Below are 11,998 nucleotides of genomic sequence, written 5' to 3'. Positions count from 1 at the left end.
GGATCCGCCATATGGTGGTTGGAGAGGGTTTGTTCTCGATGTCCAGGTGGGTGTGGATGGTGTGGGCGCCGCAGTCCAGGCCCAGGGCTGCGAGTTTTTTCCTGAGGTTGAGGATTTCGTTGATTGTTGTGGTTGGTGTTGCGTTGGGGTTGGTGTGTGGGGTGCGGGGTTTTTCTTTCAGGCCTTCTATTCCGTGTTCGTGGTAGCGGGTCAGGAGTCGTTGGATGTGTCGTGTGGAGAGGTTGAAGTGTTGGCTGGCTTGGGTGAGGGTCATATTGCCTTGAGTGATTGCCAGGACGAGGGCACGGTTCCTTGAGAATGTCATGCCTTATTTTGTGGGTGTGGGTGTGGACTTATGTCGTGGGACATGCCCGGACTCATGTCGTGGGACATGGGTATTTAAGGTGTGGTGGGGTGGGGTGGACATATGTCCTGAAACCAGACACGCTAGCCCGACAAAAAGCCCGGTATCAAGCCAAAAACGATACCGGGCTTCTTTGTGTGAAGAGCAACTGCATGTTGAAACGTATGTTGAAACCGGTAAAGCACCATTGCAACAGCCTAAAGGGCACCTGGTGCCTACAGGAGACTTGGTGTTGGTTTCACCTCGACTTTCCGCACCGTACCACCACAAATCAGGACCCTGACTCGGCTTAAATGTAAGTGCCGAATCCGAAATGAAACAGGCATATACCGCACGGATGCCGGAGTCTGTCCGGGTGGTGAGACACGCGGCGTCGTCGCTCTCAAAACAAAATCTCGCACAAAATGGCGAGTTTTCAGCGATTTCCGTCACACGGGACTATTGTCCGAAGAAATGCTCTACGCCAGCTGATAAAAGTCTGAGTAAATTAAGTTATGCTTGACACATGGAAAATCATCAAGATTTCAGTGGTATCCCCACTGACCTAGAGGAGCACAAGGTTGCCAGGTGGGCGTCGCTCCTCGCTAAAGCCACCTGGGTTGTCCTCGCGCTTGGACTCGTTATCGGGCTGGTCTTCTGGGCCACGGCAAGCGGAAGTACCGGGCAGGATCTTGGCGTCCTGAGCTGGTGCATCACTTTTGCTGCTTCCATCGCCTTGATGTCCATCCGCCAATTCCTGCTGTCGGAAAGGAGGTAACGGGCCATGCTCATGCAAGGTATTACCTATAACACCACTATGGCGCTCGTTGCCGGTGCGATTATGGTGCTCGTGGTTCTGTTCGCCCGCGTGGCTGCGAACCCGAATCATCGCACCCTCGCCGGGTGGGGTTGGACTTTCGTCGCTACTGGTGCCTTCCTGGGGATCACCGGTATTCACATGACCCTGACCTGGCCGCTGGCCCAGATCGACGGCGCTTTCTGCTGCTCCGTTGATAACATCACTTTCGGCGAGCCGGCCGCCTTCTACGGAATTCTGACCTTCATCGCCGGTATTGCGATTCTGCGCGCTGAAAAGCTTGCGGACAAGGGTGTACGTCCCTTAGATCTGGTGGCCACGCTGCGTCCGCTTCTCTACGTGGCGGCTATTGGTGGCTTCGGGCTGGTTCTTTTCGGTATCGCGGGTATGCACTTCGGTATGTGGCGTCCGCCGGAAATTGAGCCGGTTGCGCGCCTCATGGCCGGATCGCTCATCGAGCCGCTGCTGGTTATGTTCCTGTACGTGGGTACCGGGGTTTCGGCGATCCTCTCCCCCTTCGTTCCGGATAGTAAGTGGGTGGCACGTATTGCCGCCATCCTGACCTGGGGCGTGGGTATGCTGTGGATCTTCCTGTCCTTTACGGTGTTCTACAGCCACGTGGGCTTCTTCCCGCAACCGGACGGTTCCTATATCTAAATAATCCCATCGTCACGCGGTAGTTTTTCACTGCTACCGCCAAGATAATCCGCGGGGTTCGGTACTGCTCGTCACGAGTATCCGGGCCCCGCGGATGTATATGTGATTGCTATTTCCAGACGTACTTAGGATTACGGGCGTGTCTTATCCTTCCTGCGGGGCGCGGATAGTGGGGCACGCTTTTGCGGAAAGTTCTGAGGCGGTGATTGCCGACAGCTAGAACGGGTACGGAAGTCTGGCTCGAATACGTGCACAGGAATGTCACGGTCATGCGCGGGATCAAGCACACCGTAGCCCTCCGAACCATAAACAACAAGAGCAGATGGTTGTTTTACCTCACAGATTTGCCGGATTTCTTCTTTGACGACTGTGCGATTTTGGCGGTCCTTAACGCAGCCATCCTTCGCTGACCATATAAGTTCCTCCTAAAATAGTTTCTTGCTGTCAGGTCATACCGGCAGTGTGATTCATGCAGCGGTATTACTGCTATGGCAATGGTGGATAGACGACGGTGTTAGTCGTGATGTCGATAATCTTCGCCGGAAAGTCCCGATAGTCGATGGATAAGTACTGGTTGTACCGGCGCGGACCGTCATGGATAATTTCACGGACCTCAAATACCAAAACATGAAACTCGTCGTAACGGGGATCGTCCATTTCGATGTCTAGTTCACCGGCGTTATCGCTTTCGAAGGCGGTGAAGTACACCGCGCGGTAACATTCACCATTGGAAAAGACGATCTCGTAAACGGCATCAGAATGCTCGTTGTCATAATCCCACACCAGCCCAAATTGACGGTCTTCTTCAGGATGGTAGATTCTCTTCATTCCCATTATTTCTTCCTTGGATCAGCCGGAACTATGGGCTCCGCTTTTTGAATAGTGAATGGTGGCCCAAGTTGTAGGCAAGTCGGGTTCTGTGGATCGTCGACGATATAAACCGATTATGAATCCACAATTCACGCGTTCTTTATGGGAATCTTTTCCACGCCGCGAGCCTGTTCCGGCGTGCCGTAGAACAAGTCGCTGAATCGTGAGAATATCTACCATGACAGGCGATCATGATTTATCGTATTCCGGTTGGCCGGGCATGTGCTTAGCCTGCCTGCCGAAATGAACTTCAGTGGTGAAACCGTAAACTTCGGGAAACTTGAGCTTGTGATAGGGAATGAGCTTGCTTCGCGGCTTACCCATTCACACCCCCGATACAAAATCAGTACAACTTTTCGGAAAAAGGTGTAGGTTTATGGAATGGTTTTGTAAATAGTATTCATAGCCAGCTTCTAGCTGGTCTATATGCCGCTCCTGGCGTCGTTATTATGATACATTTGCGGTTATACTTTTGACTAGCACACCGGGGTATAGTGCGTAATGTCACATGCTATTATACGGTGTACGCCTTTATTTCAATGGCACACTAACACAGCAGCGGCCAGGAGGCTCCCGAAAGAGCCCCTGGCCGCGATCTTCCCCGCGCTGGGAAGTAACCGAGTGCGGATCCGTATCCCCTACCGCCGTTTAGCTGTGCAGGAGAGCGAATTCCTCCTTGCTTGCGTAGGAGGTTTGGGTGCCGCGTTTCGTTACCGAATCAGCAGCGTACCGATTGGCCATCCGCAGGGAATACTCAATATCGCCGGTAGCTACCACATAATGCGAGAAACAGCCGATAAATGCATCGCCCGCACCGGTGGTATCCACCGCCTCCACCGGCGTTGCCGGCAGCAGCATATCCACGCCCTCGGCCACCCAGAGCACTCCCCTACCGCCGAGCGTCACAATAACGTTGCGCATCCCCGCCTCCAGCAAGGTGTGCGCGGCGTTGCGAACATCCGGGATTGTTTCTACCGGCATCCCGGTGAGCAGCGATAGCTCACTTTCATTAGGCGTGAAATAGGTGCAGGCTCGCACCCGGGACAGCAGCAAATCCGGTTGCGCCGGTGCCGGGTTCAGCAGCACGTCGATTCCGTGTTTCACCCCAAAATCAATAGCGTAATAGACCGTTTCCAACGGAATCTCCAATTGCAAGACGATAAGTTTGCATTTGGAAATCTCCGTTGCCGCGGCGTCAATATCCGCCGGAGTGAGCAAAGAATTAGCGCCCTGCACGATAATGATGGAATTCTGCGAATCCGGATTGACGAAAATAGGAGCCACCCCAGATGTTGCTGCGGTACGCAGCACATAGGTGGTATCAATCCCGTTGCGCTCGAAATTCGCAACCGTGTTATCAGCAAAAAGGTCATTTCCTACCCGGGTGACCATGCGTACGGCAGAACCGAGGCGTGCGGCCGCTACCGCTTGATTGGCTCCCTTCCCACCGCAGCCGAGGGCAAAATCGGGTGCTTCCACGGTTTCGCCATCGCGGGGCATGCGGTTGATATAGGAAATAAGATCGACCATATTTGAGCCGATTACTGCGATATCCATTAGTGTGCCTCTTCTGCTGTGTCGTTCTTAGCGGTGCGCGAATCAGAAATAGCCTTACCGCATTCCCCCGTTTCCAGACCGGTATGGACCCGGAAACTGCGTGTGCCGCCTGGCTCCACCCAGATGAGAGTGCCGGCCTCCTTTGCGGCCAGGAAACCTTCGGGCCGGCTGGTCCCCGGAAGAACAAAAGCAGCCACCTGCTGGTCTAAAGTCCAGAGAATCCACCGGGTCGCCACGGGGAACTGCGCCGTCGAAAATTCCGTAAAGAAAGCGTGCCCCTCCGGGGACGCGAGCTCAAAACGTGCGCTCGTTCCGTAACGGGGCAGATCATCCGCAAAATACACGATTTCGGGATTGAAGTTTTCCGCGCCTTCCAAGGAATCTGCATCGATCTCACCGGCGATGATCCGCTGATTCAACTCGGTCCACTCCGGTGTGGGCGTCACGTGCGCCGGAATAGAGCGGCGTAACTGGAAACTGCCCGCGGGAAGCGATTGGCTCATCACGCCGCCGGGCACGAAGGCGTAATTCATATGGCACATGTACTGGAGTGGCATGGGTTGGCAAGGCGAAAGGTTCTCCACATCCATGCCGATAGTGAAAGCTGTGGCCCCAGCTCCCAGCGAAACCGTGGGTGTCGCCCGGTAGTGGTCGCCAAATCCGCGTGCATATTCATAGGTGGATGCTAGCCGAATTGCGCCGTCGTTCCCGGAACCATCGATCTCCACCCAAGCCCGGTCCATAGCGGCGCAAGAAAACTCCCCGTGCAGGACGTGGCTATCGTCGGGGCTGGGGCATCCGGCTGCGAGTAAGCCAGAATGGAAAGCGAAACAGCCGTAGGTGTCCGAGATTTCGCGAGCTGGGCGCGGCTGAGTGAACATATTTTTCATGCGCAACGAGATACCGTCGAATTGGGCGTCCCAGATGATTCCACCCATAAAGGGCAGTACCTCAATATATCCACGCGAATTATGCACCGTGAGCGCAGCCACCCCCGATGGATAGCGATGTGCAAGCACCCTAAATTCTGAAGATTCGGCAAGGCACCGCGGTGCCTCGGTGAACTGATCCTCACGCAGATTAATAGTGAACGTCATAATGATCTCCTTTGTTCATAACAGTGACGTTTCGAAACAACACGACGAGCGGGAGGGCTCTAGGCGGCGATCCCGGCGCGGTCCTTACGGTAAATAGAGAAGAAGTAGATGAGCACTGCCACGAAGCAGCACAGCGAGACAATAAATGAGGTCTGCATCGACCCCGTCTTATCGGAAACAAGCCCCTGAATAACAGGGATCACCGCACCGCCGATAATAGACATAACAATCACGGCCCCGCCGGTTTCTGTATGGCGCTTATCCTCAATTGCGTCGAGGGTACGCGAATAAATGGTGGCCCAGCACGGTCCGAATAGTCCCGAGGTTACGATGGCGGCGTAGACAGCCGTCATATTCGGCACCAGCACCACGTAACTGAGGGCAGCCACCCCAGCCAGCGAATACAGTACGAGAACGAGATTTTCATTCAACTTCGTCATGAGGATATTTGCAATGAATTTCCCGGTGAAGAAAGCCGCGAAGGCCCACACCATGTAATTACTGGCGGTGCGCTCATTAATCGAGGTATCAAGCGTGAGTGCGAGGCGAATCGTGAAAGACCACACCGCCGTCTGCATACCCACGTAGAGGAATTGGGTGAGGATTCCGGTGCCGAAGCGCTTATTGTGGACAAGATAGCGCAGTGTTTCACCGATAGATGCCCGGGACTGGTGGTGCGCGGCGTTGAGCGGTTTACACGAGGGCAGCTGCGTGAGCGCCACCAGAATAAGTACGACGGCGAGCACCAGAATAATGAACCTATAGGGCTGCAAAGTGCGTTGGAGCATCTCCTGCGCAAATTGGGTTTTCTCCAGGCCGCTGAGATCATCGAGTTGCTTGTGGAGCGCCTCCCCTTCGGTGAAAATAAGATATTTGCCGAGCAGAATTCCGAAAATGGAACCAAGCGGGTAGAAGGTTTGAGAAATATTCAGGCGCAGGGTGGCACTACGCCGCGGCCCGATCATCGTGGAATAGGTATTGCACGAGGTTTCCAGGAAAGAAAGCCCGGTAGCGATAGCGAAGAGCGCTGCCAGGAACACCGAGTAGGTTGCCATATGGGAGGCCGGGAAGAACATCGTGCAGCCGATGATATAGCAGCTCAGGCCCACCAAGATTCCGGTTTTATACGACCATTTCCGGATCACCCGCGAAGCGGGAATAGCCAGCAGGAAATACCCGCCATAGAAGGCTGATTGCACGAAAGCGGAAGCGAAATCCGAGAGTTCGAAAATTGATTTGAATTGGGTGATGAGAACGTCGTTGAGTGAGGCAGCTGCTCCCCAGAGCGGGAAACAAATGGAAATGAGAATGTACTGAATAAGCGGGGTGCGATTTAGATACCCGTCATGCAGCTGGAGGGAAGGATCTTTAATAAGACCGAAGCTAGTATTGGCAACTCCGGATTCTTCTTGGGGCGGTGTTATGACCGGCGGTGTTGGGGCGTCATTGCCCGCTTGTCCTGACATGAATATTCCTTACTTTTGTCAATATTCACCCGCGGGTGGTGGGCAGCGGCGCCTGTGCCACCCCACCTCCCGGACGGAGAATATTCGTTTGTTTTTACTGGTACTTGTTCTGGTGCTTAGTGTGTTGAGTGCTGTAATTCCGCGAGGATCTGGACTCCCGCGGAAGCTCCGATACGATTGGCTCCGGCTTCCACCATGGCGCGGAAATCAGCGGCGCTGCGGATTCCGCCGGCCGCTTTCACGCCCATGTGCTCCCCCACTGTTGCGCGCATGAGGGCGACGGCATGTTCCGTAGCCCCGCCGGAAGAAAATCCTGTTGAGGTTTTCACGAAATCGGCGCCGGCACGCTGAGCCGCCTGGCAGGCACGTACGATCTCGTCGTCACTCAACAGGCAGATCTCAATAATGATTTTAACCAGGGCGCTTGGGTGCGCCGCACCTACGACGGCGGCGATATCAGCTTCCACATCTTCCCAGCGCCCATCACGTGCGGCACCCAGGTCGATGACCATATCGACTTCGGTAGCTCCGTGCGCGATAGCGTCGCGAGTCTCGAAAGCTTTCGTTGCCGAGGTACTGGCACCCAAGGGGAAGCCAATAACGGTGCAGACCTTGACACCGCTACCCGCAAGCAGCGCCGCGCAAGTTTCCACCCACACCGGGTTAACGCATACCGATGCTGTTCTCAGGTTGCGGGCCTGGGCGCACAATTCTTCAATCTCGCTGCGGCGGGCATCGGCTCGCAAAAGAGTGTGGTCGATGAGCTGTGCGGGACGTGAATAATGATCGAGAGCGGGCATCATGACTCCTTTGTATGTTTCCCACCGTGATTCACGCTGATAGCGGGAAACTCCGCAACTGTAGCTTCCCCTAGCAGCCTCACGCTACTGATATAACACCGTTCCCGGTGTTCACGAGTGAATCTAGACGAGAGAGCCACTGCGTGCCACGCGCTGCCCCGCGCCCGTTCCGTCTACAAAATCGCACCACCTCGCGGAAAAACCACCGCTGCGCCGGTGCGAGGCGGGCATATTGCCACCGATGTTCGCGAACGGAACATTTGTTCCGCGGCCGCGTATCCTTAGCCGCTCGGATTCCCGGGAGCACGGTCACGGTTCAGACCGTGCGCCTCAGGCCATCATCGTCAAATCGCGCGCGGTTCCCACATCGGTGACCAAGCGCGAGACATATCCATTGGCCAGGGCCGCGTAAATAGCCTGGAGTTTATCCGGTCCCCCGGCAACCAGGATCTTTTGTTCTTTCTCACGCAGCTCTGGAAGGCTAATCCCGGTGGCCCGGTTATTGAGATCCGGGAGGCATACCCGGCCCTGTGCGGTAATGAAGTGGGTGCAGATATCACCAACAGACGCGGTGAGCAGGCGCGTCATATCGGCATCTTCCAGGCGAAAACCCGCAAGATAAGCCAGATTTGAGCGGGCATCGCCCACGGTATAGAGAACCACTCGGGTGCTGGCCCGCTGGGTCCGTGTAGCTCGTAAACGCGCCTTGACATCCGGATCTTCACGCTGCTGGGCAGTGAGAAAGGCCGGGAGCTGGAAATACACGGCCTGCCCACCGCAGGAAGCAGCGATGCGTTCCATCACCATCGTTTCATCAATAGTGCGAACACATGCCCCAATACAGCACGTCAGTTGAATAATGGCAACGCCTTTGCGAGCAATACGGGGCATATGCCGGGAGACCGCTTCGGTGGTGCGGGACAGGCAGATGCCGATAGCGTCGCCGTCGCGAATCTGTTCGCTGAGCACCTGCGCGCCCACGCGCCCGAGGGCCTCGCGCACATCTTCCGGCGCGGAACTGGGCGGACTGACCAGGCGCACATCCAGTAAATTGAACCGTTCACTCAAACGCGCGCAGAGGAAGGCATCATCTTCACGCGGATCATTAACGGTAATTCGCACAAAACCGCGCTTGCGTGCGTGACTGAGCAGCTTGGAAATCGTGGAGCGAGCCAGGTGCATACGTTGGGCTACCTCATCCTGACTGAGCCCGGAGTAATACAGCTTTGCGGCGTCGAGCGCATCAATATCCCGCGCAGAAAGACCAGAATCCACAAGCACCACCTCGCCTCGGTACCGCACCATAGCTCACCACCGCTAGTGTAAGCGAGGCCGCCCGCGCACGTAACAACGCGGGTGCTGCGGCGTCGTTCCACCCGGGACCTGTGATTACACCCGGACGCGGCCTTAGCGTTAGGATGGAAAGCGGTATTGGCGGGGCACGCGCCACAGCTGTGCATCGGCCGATACCGTGACGGTGAGATCCCCAAGGAGAGGCGAGTAGATCTAGTGAGCCACGACCAAGATATTCAGCTCCACGACTCCGTTGACCGCACCACGGCCCGCTCCCCCGAAGATTTTGACGCCCCGCTGCGTGCGGTTGTGCGGCGCCTGAGCACGATGCTCGGCCAGGAAATCGCCCAGCAGCACGGGGAAGAAACCCTTGATCTTATTGAGAAAGTACGCGCGGCTGCACGTGACCTCGATTCGGAAACGGCGGCCTCGGAAGTGCAGCGTTCTCTGGATGATATGTCCACGGATACCGCCATTATTCTCACCCGCGCTTTCGCGGAATATTTCCTGCTGGCCAACGCCGCGGAGCAAACTTTCCGCATTAAGGTGATCGGTGATAAAGAACCGGCCGAATCGTGGGTGCCGCGCGCCATTTCGCGTATTTATGACGCGGTCGGGCTGGAAGGCTTGCAAAAAACTGTAGATTCGCTCGATATTCGCCTTGTTTTCACCGCTCACCCCACCGAAGCGCAGCGGCGCGCCGTGCTCACGAAGCTACGCCGCGTTTCGGAAATTGTGGAAACGGAAACGGAAGAAGGCAGCGAAGAACGCGCCCGCCAGGATCGCGAACTCGCCTCGGTGATGGAGAGCATCTGGCTCACGGACGAACTGCGCCGCGTGCAGCCCACTCCCCTGGACGAAGCCCGCAATGTTATGTGGTACCTGCGCAGCCTCTACACGGATACTCTTCCCGATGTCATCACGGCTTTCCGTGACGAATTGGAACGTTACGGCGCCCACCTTCCCGAAGATGCGGTCCCGATCCGTTTCGGATCCTGGATCGGCGGGGACCGGGACGGCAACCCGTACGTAACGGCGGACGTTACCGCGGATGTGCTGCGGTTGCAGTCCAGCACCGCCATCGATATTGCGGTGTGGTTCGTTAACCGCGCGATGCTCAGCTTGTCAATTTCCTCGCGTCTTTCGGGCGACGACGCCGCACTGCTAGCTTCCCTGGAAGAGGACTTCCGCTTCCCGGACCTTGTGGATGAGGATTCACGGGCGCTTTACGCCGAAGAACCCTACCGGCTCAAGCTCGGCGCGATTCGCTCCAAACTCAATAATACGAAGGAGCGCATCACTACCGAGGCAGAGCACATTCCCGGCCATGATTACGCCACCGGATCGGAAATTCAGGCAGAATTCCAGCTGCTGCGCGATGCGCTGCGCCGCCACGGAGCCGAACGGGTGGCCGATGGCCTACTGGCTACCGCCCAGCAGATTATTCACGGGATGGGCCTGGGGCTAGTTATTTTGGATGTCCGCGAACATTCCGAGAAGCATTTTGAACTGCTCAACGAATTATTCAATCGCTTTGGTGGGCTGGATACGGATTACGCATCATTGAGCCGGGAAGAACGCACGGCGCTCCTGGGGCGGGAACTGGCCTCGGCTCGTCCGCTGGCACCGGCTCTTATTAACACCGATGATTCGCCGCTCACCGAGAGTTCACAAAAGACGTTCGAGGTGTTCCGGGCGATTCGCCAGGCCCACAAGATTTACGGGACCGATGCCATTACCACCTACCTGGTCTCTATGACCCACGGTCCCGATGATATCCTCTCCGTGGCGCTGCTGGCCCGCGAAGCTGGGATTATCGATCTGGAAAGCGCGGAGAAGCGCGCAGATCTGGGACTTGCTCCGCTATTGGAAGAAGTGCCGGAACTACGCCGGGCCGGGGAGATCCTCGATACCCTGCTTTCCGATCCTTCCTATCGGGAAATTGTGCGCTTGCGGGGTAACCGGCAGGAAGTAATGCTGGGCTATTCCGATTCCAATAAGGATGCGGGTGTGGTGACCTCCCAGTGGGAAATCCACCAGGCGCAGCGCCAGTTGCGCGACGTCGCCGCACGCCACGGCGTGACCCTGCGGCTCTTCCACGGCCGCGGTGGTTCCGTGGGGCGCGGGGGCGGGCCCACCTATGACGCGATTTTGTCTCAACCCTACGGCGTTCTGGACGGGGAAATTAAGTTCACCGAACAGGGCGAGGTTATTTCCGATAAGTACACGCTGCCGGCTCTGGCCCGGGAGAACCTCTCTCTCACCCTGGCCGCCGTTATGGAAGCCTCCGCGCTGCACCGAGAACCGCGTAATAGCAATGTGTCCCTGAGCCGCTATGACGAAGTCATGGACTTCCTCAGCGGGGCTGCCTACCAGCGCTATCGGGTTCTTGCTGATGACCCGGATCTGCCCGAATACTTCGTTACCTCCACTCCGGTGGAATTGCTGGGTGATCTCAATATTGGATCGCGCCCTTCCAAGCGCACCACCTCAGAAAAGGGCTTGGATGGACTGCGGGCTATTCCCTGGGTTTTCGGGTGGACCCAATCCCGCCAGATCGTCCCGGGTTGGTTCGGTGCTGGTTCCGGACTCCGCGCTGCCCGGGAAGCCGGGTATGGTGAGGACCTGAAGAAGATGGTGCGCGGCTGGCAGTTCTTCCGCACCACGATGTCCAATATCGAAATGACCCTTGCGAAAACTGATATGGATATTGCCGGGCATTACGTACGCACGTTGGTGCCCGAGCGTCTCCACCATATCTACGCGGAGATTCGCGAAGAATACGAGCTGACAGTGCGCGAGCTCGAGGCGCTGCTGGCCGAAGATGACCTGCTCGATACCCAACCGGTTTTGCAGCGCACCTTGCGCATCCGCGATCAGTATCTCAAGCCGATCCATTACCTCCAGGTTGCCCTGCTGGCGCGGGTACGGGCCGATGCGGCTTCCGGTAAGGAACAGTCAGCCGATGAGCAGCGCGCTCTCCTCACAACCATTAACGGTATTTCGGCCGGAATGAAGAATACCGGATAAGCGTTATGAGAACCGTATGAAGCGTGCGGCGAACTCACCGCGCGAGATGAGGCTCAGTACCGGCAAAG

At 56.5% G+C, this 11,998-nt stretch carries 11 protein-coding genes; 3 read left to right on the top strand and 8 right to left on the bottom strand.

Annotated elements, in window-relative coordinates; translation table 11 throughout:
* The coding region (locus PWJ82_RS07150) for a helix-turn-helix domain-containing protein (protein WP_274736030.1) at positions 1-325 on the bottom strand (325 nt) is incomplete at its 3' end.
* Positions 326-869: 544 nt separating this feature from the next.
* Between PWJ82_RS07150 and PWJ82_RS07145 the strand changes: the two genes are divergently transcribed.
* Together PWJ82_RS07145 and PWJ82_RS07140 are read left to right on the top strand one after the other, a co-directional pair.
* Complete coding sequence (locus PWJ82_RS07145) at positions 870-1,121, top strand: hypothetical protein (RefSeq protein ID WP_016442796.1); 252 nt, start codon at positions 870-872, stop codon at positions 1,119-1,121.
* A gap of 6 nt (positions 1,122-1,127) precedes the next feature.
* On the top strand, positions 1,128-1,817 hold the full coding sequence (locus PWJ82_RS07140; RefSeq protein ID WP_026429366.1) for a DUF981 family protein: 690 nt from the start codon (positions 1,128-1,130) through the stop codon (positions 1,815-1,817).
* A 486-nt stretch (positions 1,818-2,303) separates the two neighbouring features.
* Here the strand turns inward: PWJ82_RS07140 and PWJ82_RS07135 are convergent, their stop codons facing one another.
* The 7 genes from PWJ82_RS07135 to PWJ82_RS07105 form a co-directional block, all read right to left on the bottom strand.
* A complete protein-coding gene (locus PWJ82_RS07135) occupies positions 2,304-2,651 on the bottom strand; it encodes a hypothetical protein (RefSeq protein ID WP_274734160.1) in 348 nt (115 codons plus the stop codon).
* 15 nt (positions 2,652-2,666) lie between these two features.
* The gene (locus PWJ82_RS07130; RefSeq protein ID WP_274734162.1) at positions 2,667-2,867 is read right to left on the bottom strand and encodes a polymorphic toxin type 50 domain-containing protein; all 201 of its coding nucleotides are present in this window, start codon (positions 2,865-2,867) and stop codon (positions 2,667-2,669) included.
* A 468-nt stretch (positions 2,868-3,335) separates the two neighbouring features.
* Positions 3,336-4,244, bottom strand: a complete 909-nt coding sequence (rbsK, locus tag PWJ82_RS07125) for a ribokinase (RefSeq protein ID WP_274734163.1) — start codon at positions 4,242-4,244, stop codon at positions 3,336-3,338.
* Positions 4,244-5,341 (bottom strand): aldose 1-epimerase family protein, encoded by a 1,098-nt coding sequence (locus PWJ82_RS07120; protein WP_274734165.1) that lies wholly within the window; start codon positions 5,339-5,341, stop codon positions 4,244-4,246. The genes rbsK and PWJ82_RS07120 overlap by 1 nt, the downstream gene beginning before the upstream one ends.
* Before the next feature lie 59 nt (positions 5,342-5,400).
* Positions 5,401-6,807, bottom strand: a complete 1,407-nt coding sequence (gene fucP, locus PWJ82_RS07115; protein ID WP_274734166.1) for an L-fucose:H+ symporter permease — start codon at positions 6,805-6,807, stop codon at positions 5,401-5,403.
* 116 nt (positions 6,808-6,923) lie between these two features.
* Positions 6,924-7,607 (bottom strand): deoxyribose-phosphate aldolase, encoded by a 684-nt coding sequence (gene deoC, locus PWJ82_RS07110; protein WP_274734200.1) that lies wholly within the window; start codon positions 7,605-7,607, stop codon positions 6,924-6,926.
* A gap of 330 nt (positions 7,608-7,937) precedes the next feature.
* Positions 7,938-8,912, bottom strand: a complete 975-nt coding sequence (locus PWJ82_RS07105) for a sugar-binding transcriptional regulator (RefSeq protein ID WP_274734167.1) — start codon at positions 8,910-8,912, stop codon at positions 7,938-7,940.
* Between the two features lie 204 nt (positions 8,913-9,116).
* On the opposite strand from PWJ82_RS07105, the gene ppc reads away from it, so the two are divergent.
* On the top strand, positions 9,117-11,930 hold the full coding sequence (ppc, locus tag PWJ82_RS07100) for a phosphoenolpyruvate carboxylase (protein WP_274734169.1): 2,814 nt from the start codon (positions 9,117-9,119) through the stop codon (positions 11,928-11,930).
* Positions 11,931-11,998: the final 68 nt, after the last annotated feature.

Origin of the sequence: Actinotignum schaalii, from assembly GCF_028864145.1 — a bacterium.
Classification (GTDB): Bacteria; Actinomycetota; Actinomycetes; order Actinomycetales; family Actinomycetaceae; genus Actinotignum; species Actinotignum schaalii_B.
The sequence above is the reverse complement of the archived record's forward strand: the minus strand, read 5'-3'. Positions and strand labels throughout refer to the sequence as shown.